The following is a 20,962-nucleotide window of genomic DNA, read 5'->3' as shown; positions in this document are numbered from 1 at the left end:
TCGCATTTCGGCCTCAGCGGCCGGTCTTCAGACCAGCGAGCCGTGGCACTGCTTGAACTTCTTGCCCGAACCGCAGGGGCAGGCGCCGTTGCGGTTGGTGCGTTCCCAGCCTTCCGGCAGGGACGACACCGGCAGGGCCTCGCGCTGCTCGGGCGACAGGCCTTCGGGGATGGCGCCGGCCACGGCGGCGTTCTCGCCGGTCAGCGGATCCAGGTGAACCGGGATCAGGTTTTCCGGCGCGTGCAGCGGCTCGGGCTCGGCATAGGCGATCTCGACCGTCATCAGCCAGCGGGTGGTGTTGGTGCGCAGGTCGCCCAGCAGCTTCTCGAACAGGCTGAAGGCTTCGGTCTTGTACTCGTTCAGCGGGTCGCGCTGGCCGTAGCCGCGCAGGCCGATGACGTTGCGCAGGTGGTCCAGGTGCATCAGGTGCTCGCGCCACTGCAGATCGATCATCTGCAGCAGGAAGCTCTTTTCAACCTGGCGCATCTGCTCCGGCGTGATGATCACTTCACGCTGGGCGGCGTACTCGTCGGCGGCCTTGGTGATGCGCTCGCGGAAGGCTTCGTCGTCGACGCCCTCCTCGGCGGCCCAGTCCTTCAGCGGCAGGTCCATGCCGAGCACGGCCTGGACGCGCTCGTGCAGGCCCTCGATGTCCCACTGCTCGGCGTAGGCCTTGGGCGGCACGTGGCGGGCGACCAGGTCGTCGATCACGTCGTGGCGCATCTCGTGGATGACTTCCGACAGGTCGCTCGATTCCATGAACTCCTGGCGCTGCTCGAACACGGCCTTGCGCTGGTCGTTGACGACGTCGTCGTACTTCAGGAGGTTCTTGCGGATCTCGTAGTTGCGCTGCTCGACGCGGGTCTGGGCCTTGGCGATGGCCGCGTTCAGCCAGCGGTGGGTGATCGCCTCGCCGTCCTGGACGCCGAAGGTGCGCATGATCGCGTCCAGACGCTCGCCGGCGAAGATGCGCAGCAGGTCGTCTTCGCACGACAGGAAGAACTTCGAACGGCCCGGGTCGCCCTGACGACCGGTGCGGCCGCGCAGCTGGTTGTCGATGCGGCGGCTTTCGTGGCGCTCGGTGCCCAGCACGAACAGGCCGCCGGCGGCCAGGGCCGCCTTCTTGGCGTCGGCGATCTCGGCCTCGACTTCAGCGCGGTGGGCGGCCTCGTCTTCCGGCGAGACCTCGATGCCCAGGCCCCGCTGCTCGATCTTCCACTTGGACAGGCGCATGTCGATGCTGCCGCCCAGCTGGATGTCGGTGCCGCGGCCGGCCATGTTGGTGGCGATGGTCACCGCGCCGGGCACGCCCGCGTCGGCGACGATGCCGGCTTCCTGCTCGTGGAAGCGGGCGTTCAGCACCTGGTGGGGGATGCCCTTGCGCTTCTTGCCGTCGACTTCCCACTCGTAGGCGTCGAGCAGCTTGGACAGCTCCTCGGACTTCTCGATCGACACGGTGCCGACCAGGATCGGCTGGCCGCGCTCGTGGCAGTCGGCGATCTGCACCAAGATGGCGCGGTTCTTCTCGGCCTCGGTGCGGTAGACCTCGTCGTCGTCGTCGATGCGCTGGATGACGCGGTTGGTCGGGATTTCGCTGACGCCCATCTTGTAGATGTCGTCGAACTCCTGCGCCTCGGTCGAGGCCGTGCCGGTCATGCCCGACAGCTTGGTGTAGAGGCGGAAATAGTTCTGGATGGTCACCGAGGCCAGGGTCTGGTTCTCGGGCTGGATGTCGGCGCCTTCCTTGGCCTCGATGGCCTGGTGCAGGCCTTCCGACAGGCGGCGGCCGGTCATCATGCGGCCGGTGAACTCGTCGATCAGGACGACTTCGCCGCCCTTGACGATGTAGTCCTTGTCGCGCGTGTAGAGCACGTTGGCCCGCAGGGCCTGGTTGACGTGGTGCACGATCGAGATGTTGGCCGCGTCGTAGAGGCCGGCGGTGTCTTCCGCAAGGTGGCCGCCCGAGGTCAGCACCTCTTCGATCCGCTCCTGGCCTTCCTCGGTGAGGATGACCTGCTTCTGCTTCTCGTCGTGGTCGTAGTTGGTCTTGTCCTTGATGAGTTCCTTCACCAGGACGTCGATGGTCTTGTACAGCTCGCTGCGGTCCTCGGTCGGGCCCGAGATGATCAGCGGGGTGCGGGCTTCGTCGATCAGGATCGAGTCGACTTCGTCGACGATCACGTAGTGGTGGCCGCGCTGGACCATCTCGTTGACGTCATAGACGAGGTTGTCGCGCAGGTAGTCGAAGCCGAATTCGTTGTTGGTGCCGTAGGTGATGTCGGCGCGGTAGGCGCGCTGGCGGTCGCCCTGCGACAGACCGTTGACGATGATGCCGTAGGACAGGCCCAGGAAGTTGTAGAGCTGACCCATCCACTCGGCGTCGCGGGTGGCCAGGTAGTCGTTGACGGTGATGACGTGCACGCCCTTGCCGGCCAGGGCGTTCAGGTAGGTCGGCAGGGTGGCGACCAGCGTCTTGCCTTCACCGGTGCGCATTTCGGAGATGCCGCCGAAGTGCAGCACCATGCCGCCGATCATCTGGACGTCGAAGTGGCGCATGCCCAGGGCGCGCTTGGAGCCCTCGCGGACCACGGCGAAGGCCTCGTCGAGGATGTCGTCGAGGGTCGCGCCCTTCTCCAGGCGGTCCTTGAACTCCTGGGTCTTGGCCTTCAGCGCCTCGTCCGACAGCGCGGCCATCTGCGGCTCGAGCGCGTTGATCTTGGCGACGCGGCCGTGAAGCGACTTCACCTTGCGTTCGTTGGAGGAACCGAAGAGCTTTTTGGCGAAGCCGAGCATGCAGGAAGGATCCGGAGCGAGAACTTAGTGGGCCGGCGCTAAGGCTTTATCGGCCTTCACTACGGTAATGACGGTGCGCCGAGATCGCAGAACCCCTGAAAACGGCGCGCGCGCGAGACTTAAGCACCGCCCCCCCCAGTGTCAACGCGAGGCCTGGCCCGTCGGGGCGCCGAAAAGCCCGATAGGCCAAGCTTTCACCCCGCGCGCGAAACCCGCTCGGCGGCGATCAGAACCGTCGCGAACGGCATAGGTTCCGAGAACCTTATCCTCGCGCGCGAAGTTTAGGGGGCCAAGCCGCCGAAACGGCTTCCCCTTTGCCCTGACGCGCTCTAGAGCGCATTTCATAAGACCAGCGGAGATCCGCGCCCGATGAACCCTGTCCGTAATCCCCGCTCGCTCCTGACGGCCGCCGCGCTCGGCCTGGCGCTGCTGGTCGCCGCCTGCGGCCGCGGCGGCGTCGACGAGCGCCCGCCCGAACCCGGCGACACGGCCGTGGCCCGGGTCGACGGCCACGCCGTCTGGGCCTCCGACGTCAAGCGCGAGGCCGTCGCCCAGGGGCTGATCGGCGAGGGCGAGCCGCTGGACGTGTCGTCCGACCTCTTCCGCCGCGTCCTCGACGAGGTGGTCGACCAGAAGCTGCTGGCCGCCGAGGCCATCGAGCGCAAGCTCGACAAGGATCCCGTCGCCCAGCGCCGCCTGGCCGCCGCCCGCGAGCGCATCCTCGGCGACATGTTGGTCGAGGGCATGGTCGAGAAGGCCGTCACCGAGGACAACATCCGCGGCCTCTACGGCGAGCAGCAGAAGCTGACCAAGCAGTCGGAAGAGATCCGCGCCCGCCAGATCCTGGTGCCGACCCAGGCGGAAGCGGAAAGCGTCAAGAAGCTGCTGACGACCGGCGCCTCGTTCGACGCCCTGGCCATGGAGCGCTCCAAGGACGAGGCCACGCGCTTCAAGGGCGGCGACCTCGACTACTTCACCGTCGACATCATGCCCGAGCCCTACGCCGTGGCCCTGAAGGACGCCAAGAAGGGCGACCTGGTGGGCCCGTTCGCCATCAACGGCGGCTGGGTGGTGATGCGCGTCGAGGACAAGCGCCAGGAAGCGCCGATGAGCCTCGAGGAAGCCCGTCCGCAGATCGTGCGTTTCCTTACCTACGACCAGGTCCGCGACCTGCTGGAGAAACTGCGCGGCGGCGCCAAGGTGGAGATGCTGGTCGGCAAGGGCCAGGACATTCCCGGCGCCCCGCAGGAGCCGGCCTCCGCGCCGCCCGGAGGCGGCGACGCCGCCCCCAGTTCCGACCTCGACAACGCCCCGCCCGCCTCGGCTCCGGCCCAGAACTCGGCCCAGAAGAAATGACCCGCAAGCCCACCACGACCTCGACCGACAAGGCCGCCGACACCGCCAGGACCAAGGCCAAGGCCGCGCCGAAAGCCGCCGAGAAGGCCCCTGCCAGCGCCACGCCCGCCGAGATCGTCGGCCAGGTCGGCGCCACCGTCGGCCACGCGCTGGACCGCGCCCTCGACCCGCTGGCCTCGGCCCTGAAGCGCGCCGGCCTGCGGCGCGCCCAGAAGTCGGCCGGCGAGGCGCCCGCGCAGGCCGCGCCCGTCGTCGCCCCGCCGCCGGTCGCGCCTGGCAAGCCGGGCCTGGCCGTCTCGCCGCTGGTCGTGCCGTTCCCGGTCATCCCGCCGATCGCCGGCGTGGAGATCGCCACCGGCCGCGCCGGCTTCTACAAGCACGAGCGTCCCGACCTGCTGCTGATGCGCTTCGCCGAGGGCACCTCGGGCGCCGGGGTCTTCACCCGCCACGGCGTGGGCTCGGCCCCGGTCGACTGGTGCAAGCGCCAGCTGGCCGCCACCGGCGGCGCCGACGTGCGCGCCCTGGTGGTCAACGCCGGCTGCGCCAACAGCTTCACCGGCAAGCCCGGCGCCGACGCCGTGCGCCGCGTGGCCACGGCAGTGGGCAAGCGCTTCGACTGCCGCCAGCGCGACGTGATGATGGCCTCGACCGGCGTCATCGGCGTCATCCTCGACGACAGCAAGATCACCTCCAACCTGCGCGAGGTGGAGACGCGCCTCACCGCCGACGGCTGGGCCCAGGCGGCCTCGGCGATCATGACCACCGACACCTTCCCGAAGGGCGCCTACGCCACGGCGACGATCGACGGCCATGAAGTGAAGATCGCCGGCATCGCCAAGGGCTCGGGCATGATCGCGCCCGACATGGCCACCATGCTGGCCTTCGTCGCGACCGACGCCGCCATCGCGCCCGCCGCCCTGCAGACCCTGGTCAGCCTCTATACCCGCACCACCTTCAACTGCGTGACGGTGGACGGCGACCGCTCGACCAACGACACCCTGCTCCTCTTCGCCACCGGCCAGTCGGGCGCGCCCAAGATCAGCCGCGCCGGCGACAAGCGCCTGGCCGACTTCCGCGAAAAGCTGGAAGGCGTGCTGCTGGACCTGGCGATGCAACTGGTCCGCGACGGCGAAGGCGCCACCAAGTTCGTCAAGATCACCGTGGGCGGCGCCGAGAGCCCGCTGTCGGCCCGCAAGATCGCCCGCACCATCGCCGAGAGCCCGCTGGTCAAGACCGCCTTCGCCGGCGAGGACGCCAACTGGGGCCGCATCGTCATGGCCGTCGGCCGCGCCGACGAGCCGGTCAACCGCGAGAAGATCAGCGTCCGCTTCGGCGAGCTCTACGCCGCCCGCGATGGCCTGGTCTCGGCCGAATACGACGAGGCGGCCATGAGCGCCTACATGAAGAACCAGGAGCTCGAGGTCACCGTCGAGGTCGGCGTCGGCAAGGGTTCGTCCACCGTCTGGACCTGCGACCTGACCAAGCAGTACGTGGCCATCAACGGCGATTACCGGTCGTAGGGGCCGCAAGGCGGGGCAAGCCCCCGCCGCCCCAGCGCTCCCAAAACCGTAATACCCCCGCGAAAGCGGGGGCCCAGGTGTTTTGTCGTCGAGCGCCACGCGTTTCAGGAAAGCCTGGGTCCCCGCTTTCGCGGGGATTTTACGGTGTATTGAGCGCAGCAGACCAACGGCCGGGATGGCGGTATCGTCTACGCCCGCGGGGCGCCCTGATCTCAAACTTCAACTGACCAAACCTGAACGCCATCTCTCTCTAAGGCCGGCTGACGCCGGGCGCCCGGATAGCGTGGAGACATGAAAAACACATAGCGATGCGCCTCCGAGCGGGCGGCCAGCTTGCCCAGGTCCATCGCAAGCTTTCGGTTGTTGCGTGGGTCAACGGCGGCAAAGGTCTCCGCGCCCACCAAGCCAGGCTCCTCGCTCATGATATCCAGCGGCAGGGCCATGTGGGCGCCCGGCGCGACCCTAAAGCCGCCGGCTTCCGGATGCAGGTCCAGCAGGAGGCGCGCTGCCGACAGCGCAACGGCATAGGTCCAGGTCTGATTGATCTGCTCGATGACATTGAGGCCGCGATCCTCGATGGGATGAAAGCCAACCGGCTCGAACTTCATGTGGCGAAGAAGGTCGAGGGGATCGCCTGTCTGAGCCGTTATCCATAGTCGGGCTCGTTCGGCCGACGCACGGATGGCCGCCAGATGCCGCTCCACGTCGTCCGCCGTCCTGACCTCCAGGTAGCGCTCCATACCGCCCTCCTTTCCAAGCGTGGGCGAGCTCCAAGATAATCACGGCGCCCCGCGCCAGCGCTCCCCATATGCCGACAGGACAGACGCCACCGCCCGATCCTCACAGCAAAGAGCCCGTCATGAAAATCCTCATCGTCCTGACCTCGCACGACACACTCGGCGACACCGGCAAGAAGACCGGCTTCTGGCTCGAGGAGCTGGCCGCGCCCTACTACGTGTTCAAGGACGCCGGCGCCGACCTCGTCCTGGCCTCGCCCGAGGGCGGCCAGCCGCCGCTCGATCCCAAGAGCGACCTGCCCGACTTCCAGACCGACATGACCCGCCGCTTCCAGGCCGACGAGGCCGCCCTGGCGGCCCTGGCCCAGACCGCGCCGCTGGCGCAGGTGAACGCCGCCGACTTCGACGCGGTGTTCTATCCCGGCGGCCACGGCCCGCTGTGGGACCTGGCGGAATCGCCCGTCTCGGTGGCCCTGATCGAGGCCTTCGACCGCGCCGGCAAGCCGCAGGCCCTGGTCTGCCACGCGCCCGGCGCCCTGCGTCACGTCAAGGCCGCCGACGGCCGTCCGCTGGTGGCCGGCCGCAAGGTCACCGGCTTCACCAACGGCGAGGAGGACGCGGTCGAGCTGACCGACATCGTGCCGTTCCTGGTCGAGGACATGCTGAAGGAGAACGGCGGCCTCTACGAGAAGGGCCCGGACTGGGCGCCCTACGTCGTCGAGGACGGCGCCCTGATCACCGGCCAGAACCCCGCCAGCAGCGACGCCGTCGCCCACGCGCTGGTCAAACGCCTGGCGGCCCGCGCCTGAGGCCATACCAAATCCGCAAAACCCCCGCGAAAGCGGGGGCCCAGGCTTTCTATCGACGAGCGCTGCGGGTTTCAGAAAACACCTGGGTCCCCGCTTTCGCGGGGATTTTACGGAAGATGGATCATCCCCTCAGTTCGCTGCGGGCCCGTATGTCGGCCAGCGTGTGGTCGACCAGCAGCACGCCGTCCTCCCACACCGTGACCATGGCGTCGGTCCAGCCCTGCGGCGCGGCCGCGCCTTCTTCCACCGCGACCGTGCGGTGCTCGCCCGCGGCGTTCCGCTGAAGCATCAGGCGTCCGGCCTTGGAGCGCTTGCCCGGATCGGTGACCGGGTTCTTGCTGACGTCGATCCAGGCCCCGTCGACCTTGGCCGCCGAGCACTTCAGCGCGAAGCGCTGGGTGTCGCGGTCCAGCTGCTGCAAAAGACCGCCGCCCATGCCGAAGGCCAGGTTCTCGGCGGAAAAGCCGTCGGCGATCACGCGGTCGAGGATGGCGGCGATGCTGACCGGATTGACCCCGTCGCCCTGGATCACCCGCACGTGGTTCAGCACCTTGTAGCCCTTGGCGTTGACCGTGCTGCCGAAGGCCTCGTCGAGGCGCCTCAGGGTCTCGGCCACGATGGTGACCGGATCGCCGGAGTCGGGACGGATCACCACCGTCGCGCCGCTGGCGATCACCTCGTCGCGCAGCTGCCCGCCCCAGATGCGGCTGACCGCGTCGAACAGGTCGTAGCTGTCGGACACGACCGAGAACAACGCCCCCGGCTTGCCGAAGCTGGTCAGCATGTTGCGATAGGCGTCGGCCTCACGCTCCCGGCCCCAGCTGGTGATGGTGCTGTGCTCGGCGGCCGGGATCGAGAAGGCCGCCATCGGCTCGTTGTACCAGGCCCGTCCCGCCTGCACGGCGGCCAGGGTGTCGCTGCCCAAGAAGTTGACGAGGTGGGCCAGACCCCCGATCGCCGCGCTCGCCTTGCTGGAGACGCCCCGCGCCCCGAAGTCGTGCAGCTTGAACGGCAGCTGGCCCTCGGGATCGTCGCAGGTCTTCTCCAGCGCCGCGCGGAGGGTCTGCTTGACGCCCCAACTGGTGGTGGCGACGGTCACCGGATACCAGACCCGCAGCAGCAGGGTCTCCAGGTAGGACGGCAGCCAGAAGCACTCCGGATCGGTGTTCTCGATGGTCATCAACGCCTGGTGCGTGGGAACGACCGTCCCCTCCGGCACGGCGCGGATGCGCACTGGCAGGCGGCCGCCGTGCACCTCGACGATCCGCCGCCAGCCGGCCTCGTTGAACGGTTCGCCGTGCGCGGCCAGAAGCTCCGCCGCCTCGTCGACCATGGCGTGGGTGACCGGCCCGGCCAGCGCCGTCTTCAGGATCGCCTGCAAGCCGAAGAAGACCGTGCGGTCATAGCGCCCGCCCCGGCTCTCCACATAGAAGAACGCACCGGTCGTGGCGGGCGGATATTGCAGCCAGTGACTGGCCTTGTAGCTGTCGGTGTCGAGGATCAGGTTGTCGAACATCGCGGAAGCTCCTTGCCGCGGATCACCGTCCCGTCTTTCGGGTCGGATGGGTTTGACCGGCGTCAGGCGCCGACGAAGTGCTCGAGGATGTGGAAGTGGTCCTCGAAGAACTGCTCCTCCATCAAGAGCGCCTCGCTGATCGGGACCCAGCGGGCCTGCTCGGCGTCGTCGGATCCCTTCACCCGCGGCAGCGGGCCGGCGGGGAAGTCGAAATGGAAGGCGTGGGTGATGGTGCGCCCGCGCAGCGAGCGGTCGGGGTGGTCGAACACCCGGCTGGCCTTGATCGAACCGCGCAGCACGGCCGGCGGGATCTTGGCGCGGGTCTCTTCGTGCAACTCGCGGATCGCCGCCTCCTGCACGGTCTCGCCCTGGTTCACGAAGCCGCCTGGCAGCGCCCACAGCCCCCGCCCCGGCTCGGCCCGTCGCTTCACCAGCAGCACATGGCCGGAATGGACGACCACCGCGTCGGCGGTGACGAAGGTCGGGGCATGGGGCGCGGCGGCCCAGGCCTGGCGATAGGTCTTGATGAAGGCGTGCTCGCGGGCCAGCTGGGCGTAGGCGGGCGAGCCGTCGCGGAACGCGCCCAGCATCTCGTACACCGGCCCCGGCACATTGGCCTCGACCAGCCGCAAGGCCCCGGGCTCGCCGGTGAACAGCCAGTCGCGCAGCTCGGTGGCCGACAGCACCTCGGCGTGCTGCACGTCGACCAGTTCCCACTGCGGAAAGGCGGCCAGGTAGGCGGCGGTGGCGTCGTCCTTGTTGCGGCCGATCAGGCCAATGGTCGCGCCCTCGCCCGCGCGGTCCCGAGCCACGGCCTCGGCGACGAGGCGCTGCACGTCGCCGACCCACAGCGTCTCGCCATAGAGGCGGTCGCGCAGCGGCTCGACGATCAGCCGTGCGGCGTCCTCGCCGGCGGCGGCGCGGATCATCACAGCCCGCTCGGCGGCGTTGAAGGGGTTGCGGATGGTGCGAGGCTGGCCGGCGCTGCCGGTCAGGACGATGACCTTCCGCGCCAGGCGCAAAGCATGCTTCAGCACGGAAGCATGGCCGTTGTGGAACGGCTGGAAGCGTCCGATCAGGACGAGATAGTCGAAACGCATGAGGCTCCCTCACGCCGATGTCCGCCGCCGGTCTATCCAGCGACTGGACTTATGCTAACTTTGAGCAAAAGCGGGTGTCAACCGGCGGTCCTGGAAAATCGCGCGCCCCTAGGGAGCGACGACGACCACCACCTGGTCGGGATTGCCCGGCGCGGCGCTGAGGGAGACGACGCCGGCCACCGTCTTGAGCACGAACCGACCGTCGGCCTGGCGAGACAGGACCGTCGTTTGGACCTCGCGGCCACCGGCGAAGGCCGCGATCCGCGGCTTGTCTCCCTGCCAGCCGGCGAAGCGATATTCCAATTGGAGCTCGGCGGGGATCTCGACCGGTCGAAGCTCGAAGACCGGCGCATGGGTATAGTCGAAAGTGCCTGACGCCGGGCTGAACTGGGTCCAGAGCCAGGGGTTCATGCGGGTCGGCGCGATAGCCGCCACGCCGGTGTCGCTACGCAGCAGGCAGATGTTGTCACGCTTGCCGCCGACCACCTTGGGCAGGAAGCACCACAGCTCCGACGGCTCGCCCACGCCACGCTGGCTGAAGGAGCGGAAGGTCCCGGCATAGTATCCAGGCGCGCCCTTCGGCGCCTGGACGCCCGGCACCGTGATGCTGAAGCCGACCACGTCCTCGACCAGTTCGGCGGTATGCCTGTAGCGATAGGCCGACTTGATCAACGTCCCGCCCTTGTCGACGGGCTGGCTGGCGATGGTCGCTGGGCCGACCGCGGTGATCACGCCTGAGAACTGCACGCTCGCATCGCTCGCCCGCTGCTCGGGCGTCAGGGTGGGCGCGGCGTTGAGCGGCGCGGCCGGCACGCTGCCGCAGGCGGACAGACCCAGAAGAGCCAGCGCCATCGCGCCGCCCAGGAACACCGATTTCATCATCACCACCCCCAGTAGAGACGCGATGTGATTTTCGCCCGGCCGTCTCGTCAAGCGCCTTGATGCGCTACGGCCCGAAAAGGCTCCTCAGAACCCGTAGAGCGCCGCGTACTCCGCGTCCTTGGCGGCGATCTGGCGGGCGCAGTCGACCATCACCTTGGCCTGCTTCCAGGTGGCGTCGTCCTGCATCTTGCCGTCGATCATCGCCACGCCCGAGCCGTCGGGCATGGCCTCGAGGATCCGCCTGGCGAAGGCAACCTCGGCGGGATCGGGGCTGAACACCGTCTTGGCGATGGCGATCTGGCTGGGGTGCAGGCTCCAGGCCCCGGCGCAGCCCATCAGGAAGGCGTTGCGGAACTGCTGCTCGCAGGCGACCGGGTCGTCGATTGCCCCGAACGGACCGTAGAACGGCTTGATCCCGTGGGCCGCGCAGGCGTCGACCATCTTGGCGAAGGTGTAGTGCCAGAGGTCCTGCTGCACGCTGGCGCGGGGCAGGCCATCCGTATGCGGATCTTCGATCACCCGATAGCCCGGATGGCCGCCGCCGACCCGCGTGGTCTTCATCGCCCGGCTGGCGGCCAGATCGGCCGGGCCCAGCGAAACGCCCTGCATGCGCGGGCTGGCGCCGGCGATCTGCTCGACGTTCATCACCCCTTCGGCCGTCTCCAGGATGGCGTGCAGCAGGATCGGCCGGGTCACCCCGTGCTTGGCCTCCAGCGAGGCCAGGAGCTGGTCGATGTAGAAGATGTCCCAGGGCCCCTCGACCTTGGGGACCATGATGACGTCGATGCGATCGCCAGCCTTCTCGACCAGGGTCGCCACCTCGTCGAGGTGCCAGGGCGAGTTGAGGCAGTTGATCCGCACCCACAGCCCCACGCCCAGGGCCTTGAAATCGACCTCGCGCGACATCGCGATCGTCCCGGCCAGGGCCGCGCCCTTGGCGTCGGCGGGGATGGCGTCCTCCAGATTGGCCAGGATCACGTCGACGGTCGGCGCGATCTCGCCGACCTTGGCCCGCACCTTGTCCAGGTGCGGCGGCACGAAGTGGATCATCCGCTCGACGCGCGCGGGAAGCTCGCGCCACGGCGCCGGCGCGCCGATGGCCAGGGGTTTGAAGAAGCCTCGGGCGGTCTTCATGCGCGTCTTCCCTGTGTTCTTATTTCGCAGTTGCGAGAAGACTGCGGCGCGGGCGCGAGGGGGTCAAGGGCGACAACAACTCTCCCTTCCCCCTCGATGGGGGAAGGGCCGGGGATGGGGGTGGCTACGGCGTCAGAAGCCGCGCGGCCGCCAACTCAGCAGATCACCCCCGCCCCCGCCCCTCCCCCATCAAGGGGGAGGGGTTCTAGAAGGCGGCGCGTCATCCGGGTCCTCGCGGCCCAGTTCGTCGGCGGCGTCGTTCTGCGAGACGTGGGGTCCGGCCTTGCCCCGGCCCTTGCGCGCCGCCTTGGGCTCCAGGCGCAGGGCGGCCCGGGCGTCCTCACCCTCCTCGCCGAACAGGCCGCGCAGGCGCACGTCGCGCTGCGGATAGGGGATCTCGATCCCGGCCTCGCGCAGGGCGTCGTCGATGGCCCAGGTATAGGCCGCGAAGATCGCCGCCGGCCGCCGCACCGCCTCGACTGTCGGCCAGACGATCAGCTCGAACTTCAGCGCGTGCTCGCCATAGCCGACCAGCCAGACCTGGGTGCGGCGCACGGCCTCGTCGGCGCTGGTGAAGGGCACGCTGCGGGCGGCCCTCAGCACCGCCTCGCGGACCAGTTCCTTGTCGACCCCGAAGGCGGTGACGAAGGGCACGCGGATGCGGCGGGTGGTGCCGCGCAGGGTCCAGTTGATCACCTGGTCGTTGACCAGCACCGAGTTGGGGACAATGACGTCCGTGGCGTCGTTGGTGCGGATGCGCGTGGCGCGCGGCCCGATCTCGTGCACCACCCCGCGCGCGCCGTTCGACAGCTCGACGAAGTCGCCCACCGCCACCAGCCGCTCGAACACCAGGCTGACGCCCGAGGCGAAGTCCTTGATCACGCCTTGCAGGCCAAGGCCCACCCCGACGCCCACGGCGCCGGCGAACACCGTCAGCGAGGTCAGGTCGATGCCCATGGTCGACAGGCCCGCCAGCAGGCCCACCAGCACCAGGCCGTAGGTCGTCAGCTTCTCGACCACATAGAGCGAGGGCCCGCTGTCGGCCGCCCGCGCCCGCAGTCGCCTAAGGCCCGCCGCCGCCAGCCGCGCGGCCAGCAGGGCGGCGATGACGATGACGATCCCCGCCCCCAAGCCCCCCACCGTGATCGCCGACTTGCCGAGCTTGACCAGCTCGAGGGCGTCCAGGCGCTGCAGAGGATTGTCGGTCATGGGGCGGAGTTTGAGCGCGGGCGGGCGACGGGTTCAAGACCCGCCGCAAGACGGCCGCCGCTCAGAGATCCTCCCCCCGAAGGGGGAGGTGGCCCAGAGGGCCGGAGGGGGAAGTATCTGTTGAAGTCAGCGCGACCATCGGAGGAAGCAGGAACCTCCCCCCTCCGTCGGCTTCGCCGACACCTCCCCCTTCAGGGGGAGGATCTTTACCGCCCCACCATCGCCAGCCCAGCTTCCGCATACCGCGCACCCTCGACTTCCGTCTCCGGCACCGCGGCGGCGATCTTCGCCAGGTCATCGGCGCTCAGGGCCACGTCCACCGCACCGATGTTCTCCTGCAGGCGCGCCACCTTCGTGGTGCCAGGGATCGGGGCGATGTCCGGGCCCTGGGCCAGCAGCCAGGCCAGGGCCAGCTGGGCCGGGGTCACGCCCTTTTCGGCCGCCAGTTCCACCAGCGCCTCGACCAGCGACTGGTTCTTGGCGATCGCCTCGCCCTGGAAGCGCGGCAGGGTCGAGCGGAAGTCGTCCTTGCCGAAGCCGTCGCCGGCCTTGATCGCCCCGGTCAGGAAGCCGCGGCCCAGCGGGCTGTAGGGCACCAGGCCAATGCCCAGTTCACGGATGGTCGGCAGCACCTCGGCCTCGATCCCGCGGGTCCACAGCGAGTATTCGCTCTGCAGGGCCGCCACCGGCTGCACCGCCTGGGCCTTGCGGATGGTGGCCGCGCCGGCTTCCGACAGGCCGAAATGCCTGACCTTGCCCTCGGCGATCAGGTCCTTGACGGTTCCCGCCACGTCCTCGATCGGCACGTTGGGGTCGACGCGGTGCTGGTAGAAGAGGTCGATGACCTCGACGCCCAGGCGCTTGAGCGAAGCCTCGGCCACGGCGCGGATGTTGTCGGGCCGCGAGTTGACGCCGCGCATGCGTGGAACGCCCGCCTCGTCGGGGGCGATGTCGAAGCCGAACTTGGTGGCGACTGCCACCTTGTCGCGGAAGGGCTTCAGGCCCTCGCCGACCAGTTCCTCGTTCACATACGGGCCATAGACCTCGGCGGTGTCGAAGAAGGTCACGCCCAGGTCCACCGCCTTGGCCATCAGGTCGAACATCGCCTGCTTGTCGGGCGCGGGACCATAGGCCCAGCTCATGCCCATGCAGCCGAGACCGAGGGCCGAGACCTCAAGGCCGTCGCCGAGTTTGCGCGTCTTCATGGGCAGCTCCTGTTTCGGGAATTTCGGTCGCGGTCGCGCCGCGACGGCAGGGAGATGGGTCCGGCGGCGCGCTACGATAACCGCTTGCGGTCTCAACGCACTCCTGAGCATCTCTCAGTAATGTCGACCCGTCCCTTGCCCGACCTCGCCGTCTTCGCCCTGGTCGCCGAGCGCCGCAGCTTCCGCGCCGCCGCCCAGGTGTTGGGCGTCACCGCTTCGGCTCTCAGCCACACGATCCGCAATCTCGAGGCCCGCCTCGACGTGCGCCTGCTCAACCGCACCACCCGCAGCGTCGCCCCCACCGAGGCCGGCGAGCGGCTTCTCGCCAGGCTCGGCCCCGCCCTGGCCGACATCGACGCGGCGCTGGACGAGGTGGCGATGTTCCGCGACCGCCCGGCCGGCCGCCTGCGCGTCAATGTCGCCAGCACGGCCGCGCGCATGCTGCTGGCCCCGCGCCTGGGCGGCTTCATGAACGCCTATCCCGACGTGCGGGTCGAGATCGTCTGCGAGGACGCCCTGGCCGACATCGTCGCCGGCGGCTTCGACTGCGGGGTGCGGCTGGGCGAACGCCTCCAGGCAGACATGATCGCCGTGCCGCTGGGCGGCGAGCTGTCCCAGGCGCTGGTCGCCACCCCCGACTACATCGCCCGCCACGGCGCCCCGACCAAGCCCGAAGACCTGATGAACGGCCACCGCTGCCTGCTGGTGCGCCGCGCCTCGGGCCAGCCTTATCCGTGGGAGTTCGAGCGCAAGGGCCGCCTGGTGGTCGTCACCCCGCCGCCGGCCCTGCTCACCGACAACGGCGTCGTCATGCTGGAGGCCTGCCGCGCCGGCGCGGGCCTGGCCTTCCCTTTCCGCGAAGCCGTCGCCGACGACATCGCCGCCGGCCGGCTGGTCTCGCTGCTCGAGGACTGGTGCGAGCCCTTCCCCGGCTTCTTCCTCTACTACCCCAGCCGCCGCCAGCTTTCGCCGGCCCTGCGGGCGTTCATCGACTGGATGCGGGGGTAGGTCCCCTCTCTCTTTGAGAGAGGCGTTTGGAACGCGCGCCCAAAAAATCTCCTCGACCCTGTCGGCGCGGCGGGCGTTCCTTCGTCCTCGGGAAGACGCGGCCGCTCCAGGCCGTGCAGGAGGAGGAAACGCCATGCCGAAGATCTCGCCGTTCCTGTGGTTCGACAAAGAGGCCCTGGAGGCCGCCGAGTTCTACGTCTCGATCTTTCCCAACTCGAAGATCGTGTCGGTGAACCGCTACCCCGACGACGTGCCGCCGCCGGCGGGGCCTGGCGGCTCGGTGTCGACGGTCTATTTCGAGCTCGACGGCCAGCCGCACGTGGCGCTGAACGGCGGGCCGCACTTCAAGTTCACCGAGGCGATCTCGCTGTCGATCGACTGCGACGGCCAGGCCGAGGTCGACCACTACTGGGACGGCCTGCTGGCCGGCGGCGGCGCGCCCTCGCAGTGCGGCTGGCTGAAGGACCGCTACGGCCTGTCCTGGCAGGTCACCCCGCGCCAGCTGATCGAACTGACCACCGGACCGGACAAGGCCGTCGCCGGCCGGGTGTTCGCGGCGATGATGACCATGAGCAAGATCGACGTGCCGACGCTGGAGAAGGCCGCGCACGGCGGGTGAGACGGCCCTCGCCTCCGCCGCCATCCCGGCCCCGACGCGCGGAGGCCGGGGAGGCGACGGAGGGAGCACCATCCGCCAAACAATGTTCCTTGACTTAAACTCTACATATGTCGCCAATAGCGGCATGACCCGCGCACCCAACATCTCGCGCCAGACGGTCGGCGTGCTGGCCGCCCTGCTGGCCCAGCCCCAGGCCTGGCGCTACGGCTACGACCTGTCCAAGGAGACGGGCCTGAAGTCGGGCACCCTCTATCCGCTGCTGATGCGGCTGTCCGACCAGGGATACCTGGAGGCCGAGTGGCGCCAGCCCTTGCAGCCCGGCCGCCCGGCCCGCCATGCCTATCGCCTGACCGGCGCCGGCGTCGCCCTGGCCCGCCAGCGCGCCGAGACCGCGCCCAGCGCGGCCCCGCTCCAGCCCTCGGCGGTGCGTCCATGAGCCTCGCCGAGCGCCTGCTCGACCACGCCGCCGCCGTCCTGCCCGCCACCCAGCGCGACTGGGCCGTCGGCATGAAGGCCGAGCTTTCCGCCATCGACGCGCCCGGCGAGGCCCTGGCCTTCGCCGCCGGCTGCGTGCTGGCCGCCTATCGTCGCAGGATCAATCCCATGCGCATCGCCCTGGTCTCCGCCCGCATGTTCGTGGCCGGCGTCACCCTGCTGACCGCCGTCTTCCACGCCTTCATGCCGGCTTACATGCTGGCGATCCTGGCCGACCTGAAGCTGAACGGCATGAACGGCTTCGCCGGCCGCTTCCGCATGTTCAAGGGCCGCACCGCCGACGAGGCGATCTCCGGCGTGCTGATGATGCCGCTCTGGCATGTGGTCCTGATGCTGGCCATGGCGGTCGCCTTCGGCGCCTGCGCGTGGTTCATGGCCAAGGGCGACATGCGGCGGCTGTTCTTCGCCATTCTCGCCGGGGTCGCGGCCCACACGGCCAACACGCTCACCCAGCTGGCCCTGTGGCCGACGCCCTATTTCGTGCATCCCAAGGTCGCGGGCCTGAACTACGTCGCCTTCGGCCTGCTGCTGGTCGCGGGACTGCTCTTCTTCGGCCTGGACCGCTGGACCCGGCCGAAGCCTGCCACGGCCTAAGCCGCCTCGCGCTCGCGCAGCCAGCTCTCCACCGTCGCGTAGAGCACGTCCTTCTGGATCGGCTTGGCCACGTGGTCGACCATGCCGGCCTCGCGGCATTGGGCGATCTGCTGGGGCAGCGCGTCGGCGCTCATGGCGATGATCGGCACCGCCGAGGCCGCGCCCGGCAAGGCGCGGATGGCGCGGGTGGCCGAAAGGCCGTCCATGCCCGGCATGTGGATGTCCATCAGCACGACGTCGAAGCCGCCGCCCGCGGCCATCTCCACCGCCTCGCGGCCGTTCTCGGCGGTGATCACCTCGCAGCCGGCCAGGGCCAGGAAGGCGCCGCCGATCTCGCGGTTCATCGGGTGATCGTCGACCAGCAGCACGCGGGCCGAGGCGATCCGCCCACCGGCCGCGACCACCACCGCCGGCGCGGCCTCGCAAGGCGCCGCCATGAGCTCGATCCAGAAGGTCGAACCCTGGACCGGGTTGGCGGTCATGCCGATGCGCCCGTCCATCAGTTCGACCAGCGCCTTGCTGATCGCCAGGCCCAGGCCCGCGCCGCCGAAGGCCCGGGTCACCGAGCTGTCGCCCTGGCTGAAGCGCTGGAACAGCCGGTCGCGCAGCTGCGGCGGCACGCCGATGCCGGTGTCGACGATCTCGACGCGCAGCAGGTCGGCGCCGTCGCCGGGGGTCACGGCCAGCCGCGCGGTCACCCGCCCGGCCGGCGTGAACTTCACCGCGTTGTTGAGCAGGTTCAGCAGCACCTGGCGCAGACGATCGGCGTCCAGCCCGTGATGGCGGCCGGTCTCGCCCTCGATCTCGATGTCCAGCGCCAGGCCCTTGGCGCGGGCGTCCTGGGCGACGATGGCGACGGCGTCGCGGAGCACCGCCTCGGCGCGCGCGGGCTCGACCTGCAACTCGACCCGGCCGGCCTCGACCCGCGAGAAGTCGAGCACGTCGTTGACCAGGGTCAGCAGGGCCCCGCCGGCCCCGTCGATCAGGCCCACGTGACGGCGGGCCTCGGGCGCCAGGTCGTCGCGGTCGGCCAGCAGGCGGGTGAAGCCCAGCACGCTGTTCAGCGGCGTGCGGATCTCGTGGCTCATGGTGGCCAGGAACTCGGTCTTGGCCTGGCTGGCGGCCTGGGCGCGGGCCTGGGCGTTGCGGGCCAGGGCCTGGCGACGCACCAGGAGCAGCTTGAGGCGCTGCTGGTTGGCCAGGGCCAGGGCGGCGGCCAGGCAGGTGAACAGCAGCGCGCTGACCAGGAACTGCAGGGCGTGCATGCGCTCGGACGCCTGGGCGCGGGTCGCCGCCTCGGCGACGATGCCCAGCACGCTCAGCGGCGCGGCGATGGCGGCGACGATCACCGTCGTCCAGGCCGCGCCCTTGGGGCCCAGCCGGAAGGCCACCAGCACCCCGGCCGGAAACACCAGGAACGGCAGGGTGTGGCCCGGCCGCCCGAAGGCGATCAGGGCGGCGACCGCCACCATCACGTAGCAGGCGATCTTCTCCCAGACCGGTCGCTCGAAGCCGCGTTGGATATGCCGATCGAACAGGATCAGGGCGATCGGCAGGCCCGCCGTCATGCCCAGCGCGTTGACGAACATCCAGTTCTTGATCAGCACCGGCAGCGAGACGTGCAGCATCGGGGCGCTGGCGAAGGCCCCGATCACGGCCAGCACGGCGGTGATCGGCAGGGCCAGCCCCACGACCCTCAGGGCCTGGGTCAGGTTCTTCATCCTTGGAGGCCCGCCAAAGGCCCTGCGCAGCACCACGGCGATCACCGCCGCCTCGATGGTGTCGAGCACCGTGAACAGCGCCGTCATCGCCGGCGCCGTGCCGCCCAGGCGGTCCAGCAGCACGTGGCAGACGGTGGTGACGACCAGCAGGATCAGGCTGCGGCGCGGCGTCAGCAGGACCAGGCCGCCGGCCAGGAGGCCGTTGCACGGCCACAGGGTGGCCATGCCCGACGGCCCACGGGTCAGCAGGTCGCAATAGGCGATGGTGACGGCGTAGGCGAAGATCAACGCCAGCAGCAGGCGCGTCTGGCGCGCTTCGCCCTCGAACCGTTTCAAAGCCACCATACGCGTACTCGCGATCCCCTCGTCCCCCGACGAAATCGCCGGCAGGATCGCGCCCAACCCCAGCTAAACGGTTAAGACGAGACGGGAATTTCTCGCGACGGGCGCGATCAGGCCTTCTTGACGAACTCGGTGCGCAGCACGAGGCCCCGGACCTTGTCGACATTGGCCTCGATCTCGTCGGGATCGCCGGTCAGGCGGATCTTCTTGACCAGGGTCCCGCGCTTGAGGGTCACCCCGCCCGAACCCTTGACCTTCAGGTCCTTGATCAGGGTGACGTTGTCGCCGTCGGCCAGGATCGCGCCGTTGGAATCGCGGGTTTCGTCGGACATGGAAGGCTCCCTGGGCTCAAGGCAAGCCCGCACAAAAAGTACGGGCTTCTTAGAGCGCGCCGAGCGAAAGTCCAGGCGCTTTCCTACTTCGCCCGGCCCAGGCACGGCGCGCCGTCCGGCCCCGTGGCGCCGGAACAGACCCGCTGGGCCAGCATCGACTCCTTGCTCTCGACCAGGGTCTTGGCCCCACCCTTGCCCCGCACCAGGGTGAAGGCGTCGTAGAGCTTGCCGCTGGCGGTGTAGGCGGCGAAGCCCAGCTTGTCGGCGCCCACGTCGATCACCTGGTAGAACTCTGTGTCGGCGGCGACCTTGTCGGGCTGGGTCAGGGCGCGGTCGTTCAGGGCGTACATCTTCGAGCCGACCACCGAGACCACGTAGACCGGCCCCTGCGGCTGGCCGGCCTTGTGGCGGCGCGCGGCGTCGGCCTTGCCGGCCTCGCTGGTCAGGCGGGCGTAGCAGTGGTCGTGACCTTGCAGGACGAGGTCGACCTTGCGGGCCTCGAATACCGGCTTCCAGGCGGCTTTCAGCTTTTCGGTGTCCTGCGGGCGGGCGCAGGTGAAGATCGGCTGGTGGAAGGTGACGATGTTCCACCTGGCCTTGCTGGCCGCCAGGGTCTGGTCCAGCCAGCGGGTCTGGGCCTCCAGCGCGCCGAGATCGAGGGCGGCGGTGCCGTCCAGGATGATGAACCGCACGCCCTGGTAGTCGACGTAGTAGGTCGTCTCCTTGACCGGCTCGGCGCCATTGGCGGGCAGCGCGAACTGCAACGGCCAGTACGGGCCGAGCTTTCGGCTCTCGGTCCCGTCAGGCTTGGCCACGTCGACATACTCGTGGTTGCCGGTGGCCGGCAGCTGCGGAACGGTCGAGAAGTTGTAGGCGCCGGCCGCCGTCCACTCGCCCCATTCGTCGTCGTGGTCGAGGTCGTCGCGCTGGGCCACCAGGTCGCCGGCGTGCAGCACCAGGGCCGGCGCGGCGGTCGACTGGAAGCCCTGGCGGATCACCCGCGAGCCGATCGGCAGGATGCCGTTCTGGGTGTCGCCCAGATAGAGGAAGCGGAACGGGCGGAATGTCGCCGCGGCGGTGTGGAACTGCAGCCACTCGCTCCAGCCGTCGGCGCCCTTCACGCGGTAGACATAGGCCGTGTCGGGCGACAGGTCGGTCAGCCGCGCCTGGTGATAGAGGGCCGGGCCGTTGGCGCTGTCGATGGCCTTGCTGGTTCCCGAAAGGGTCTTGGCGCGGAAGGCCAGGCTCGGCCCGTCGATGGCCGGGGCCAGCTGGATCTCGGCGGCCGCCTGGCGCGGGTCGGTGCGCCAGGCCACCGCCATCTCGCGCGAGGGATCCGCGCCCGCGGTCAGCACGATGCGGTCGGGCAGGCCCTTGGGCTTGAACGGCAGGCCCGGCGAGCGCGGAACCGGCTGGGCGGCCTCCTGGGCGAGAACCGGAGCCGTCGAGAACGCCACCAGGCCCAGCGCCGCCACGCCGACGAGCAGTTTCCGCAAAGCCATGATTTTCCCTCCGTCGACTGACGACCCCACCGTCGCCGCTCCGCGCTACTGCCCGGGTTCCGTGACAGATTGACGAAGGTCGCCCGCC

At 69.4% G+C, this 20,962-nt stretch carries 18 protein-coding genes; 7 read left to right on the top strand and 11 right to left on the bottom strand.

The features are described 5' to 3' along the window. Positions 1-27 precede the first annotated feature (27 nt). Positions 28-2,793: a preprotein translocase subunit SecA gene (gene secA, locus V6S85_RS13980; protein WP_116569802.1), complete on the bottom strand. Its 2,766-nt coding sequence runs from the start codon at positions 2,791-2,793 to the stop codon at positions 28-30. 369 nt (positions 2,794-3,162) lie between these two features. Here secA and V6S85_RS13975 point away from each other — a divergent pair, with 369 nt between their 5' ends. Both V6S85_RS13975 and argJ read left to right on the top strand, forming a co-directional pair. Further along, the gene (locus tag V6S85_RS13975) at positions 3,163-4,149 is read left to right on the top strand and encodes a peptidylprolyl isomerase (protein WP_116569801.1); all 987 of its coding nucleotides are present in this window, start codon (positions 3,163-3,165) and stop codon (positions 4,147-4,149) included. Positions 4,150-4,457: 308 nt separating this feature from the next. After that, positions 4,458-5,669 (top strand): bifunctional glutamate N-acetyltransferase/amino-acid acetyltransferase ArgJ, encoded by a 1,212-nt coding sequence (argJ, locus tag V6S85_RS13970; RefSeq protein ID WP_116569911.1) that lies wholly within the window; start codon positions 4,458-4,460, stop codon positions 5,667-5,669. Between the two features lie 212 nt (positions 5,670-5,881). On the opposite strand, the gene V6S85_RS13965 is transcribed toward argJ, so the two are convergent. After that, positions 5,882-6,409 (bottom strand): hypothetical protein, encoded by a 528-nt coding sequence (locus V6S85_RS13965; RefSeq protein ID WP_334349272.1) that lies wholly within the window; start codon positions 6,407-6,409, stop codon positions 5,882-5,884. 119 nt (positions 6,410-6,528) lie between these two features. On the opposite strand from V6S85_RS13965, the gene V6S85_RS13960 reads away from it, so the two are divergent. Further along, positions 6,529-7,215, top strand: a complete 687-nt coding sequence (locus tag V6S85_RS13960) for a type 1 glutamine amidotransferase domain-containing protein (RefSeq protein ID WP_334349271.1) — start codon at positions 6,529-6,531, stop codon at positions 7,213-7,215. A gap of 121 nt (positions 7,216-7,336) precedes the next feature. On the opposite strand, the gene V6S85_RS13955 is transcribed toward V6S85_RS13960, so the two are convergent. The 6 genes from V6S85_RS13955 to V6S85_RS13930 form a co-directional block, all read right to left on the bottom strand. Further along, the gene (locus tag V6S85_RS13955; protein WP_334349270.1) at positions 7,337-8,731 is read right to left on the bottom strand and encodes a nicotinate phosphoribosyltransferase; all 1,395 of its coding nucleotides are present in this window, start codon (positions 8,729-8,731) and stop codon (positions 7,337-7,339) included. Positions 8,732-8,793: 62 nt separating this feature from the next. Continuing rightward, positions 8,794-9,831 carry a bifunctional nicotinamide-nucleotide adenylyltransferase/Nudix hydroxylase gene (locus tag V6S85_RS13950; protein WP_334349269.1) on the bottom strand — a complete coding sequence of 346 codons (1,038 nt, stop codon included), beginning with the start codon at positions 9,829-9,831 and terminating at the stop codon, positions 8,794-8,796. 108 nt (positions 9,832-9,939) lie between these two features. Beyond that, a complete protein-coding gene (locus V6S85_RS13945; protein WP_334349268.1) occupies positions 9,940-10,710 on the bottom strand; it encodes a hypothetical protein in 771 nt (256 codons plus the stop codon). Between the two features lie 87 nt (positions 10,711-10,797). Beyond that, positions 10,798-11,847, bottom strand: coding sequence for an HpcH/HpaI aldolase/citrate lyase family protein (locus V6S85_RS13940; RefSeq protein WP_334349267.1), 1,050 nt, complete (start codon positions 11,845-11,847; stop codon positions 10,798-10,800). Between the two features lie 189 nt (positions 11,848-12,036). Then, entirely contained in the window at positions 12,037-13,056 is a 1,020-nt protein-coding gene (locus tag V6S85_RS13935) for a mechanosensitive ion channel family protein (RefSeq protein ID WP_334349266.1), read from the bottom strand. 206 nt (positions 13,057-13,262) lie between these two features. Then, a complete protein-coding gene (locus V6S85_RS13930) occupies positions 13,263-14,261 on the bottom strand; it encodes an aldo/keto reductase (RefSeq protein WP_334349265.1) in 999 nt (332 codons plus the stop codon). A 120-nt stretch (positions 14,262-14,381) separates the two neighbouring features. On the opposite strand from V6S85_RS13930, the gene V6S85_RS13925 reads away from it, so the two are divergent. The 4 genes from V6S85_RS13925 to V6S85_RS13910 all read left to right on the top strand — a co-directional run bounded on the left by V6S85_RS13925 (position 14,382) and on the right by V6S85_RS13910 (position 16,977). Then, positions 14,382-15,269, top strand: coding sequence for a LysR family transcriptional regulator (locus V6S85_RS13925; protein WP_116569792.1), 888 nt, complete (start codon positions 14,382-14,384; stop codon positions 15,267-15,269). 133 nt (positions 15,270-15,402) lie between these two features. Beyond that, on the top strand, positions 15,403-15,888 hold the full coding sequence (locus tag V6S85_RS13920) for a VOC family protein (RefSeq protein WP_334349264.1): 486 nt from the start codon (positions 15,403-15,405) through the stop codon (positions 15,886-15,888). Between the two features lie 124 nt (positions 15,889-16,012). After that, positions 16,013-16,324 (top strand): PadR family transcriptional regulator, encoded by a 312-nt coding sequence (locus V6S85_RS13915; protein ID WP_116569790.1) that lies wholly within the window; start codon positions 16,013-16,015, stop codon positions 16,322-16,324. Continuing rightward, positions 16,321-16,977, top strand: coding sequence for a hypothetical protein (locus V6S85_RS13910; RefSeq protein WP_334349263.1), 657 nt, complete (start codon positions 16,321-16,323; stop codon positions 16,975-16,977). The genes V6S85_RS13915 and V6S85_RS13910 overlap by 4 nt, the downstream gene beginning before the upstream one ends. Here the strand turns inward: V6S85_RS13910 and V6S85_RS13905 are convergent. From V6S85_RS13905 to V6S85_RS13895, 3 genes are all read right to left on the bottom strand, one after another. Further along, positions 16,974-19,043 (bottom strand): hybrid sensor histidine kinase/response regulator, encoded by a 2,070-nt coding sequence (locus tag V6S85_RS13905; protein ID WP_334349262.1) that lies wholly within the window; start codon positions 19,041-19,043, stop codon positions 16,974-16,976. The two genes, V6S85_RS13910 and V6S85_RS13905, sit on opposite strands and share 4 nt — an antisense overlap. 107 nt (positions 19,044-19,150) lie before the next feature. Beyond that, positions 19,151-19,372, bottom strand: a complete 222-nt coding sequence (locus V6S85_RS13900; protein WP_116487796.1) for an alkylphosphonate utilization protein — start codon at positions 19,370-19,372, stop codon at positions 19,151-19,153. 83 nt (positions 19,373-19,455) lie between these two features. Further along, entirely contained in the window at positions 19,456-20,874 is a 1,419-nt protein-coding gene (locus V6S85_RS13895) for a metallophosphoesterase family protein (RefSeq protein WP_334349260.1), read from the bottom strand. Positions 20,875-20,962 lie beyond the last annotated feature (88 nt).

The sequence above is a fragment of the Caulobacter sp. CCNWLW153 genome, from assembly GCF_036889365.1.
GTDB classification, from domain to species: domain Bacteria; phylum Pseudomonadota; class Alphaproteobacteria; order Caulobacterales; family Caulobacteraceae; genus Caulobacter; species Caulobacter radicis.
The sequence above is the reverse complement of the archived record's forward strand: the minus strand, read 5'-3'. Positions and strand labels throughout refer to the sequence as shown.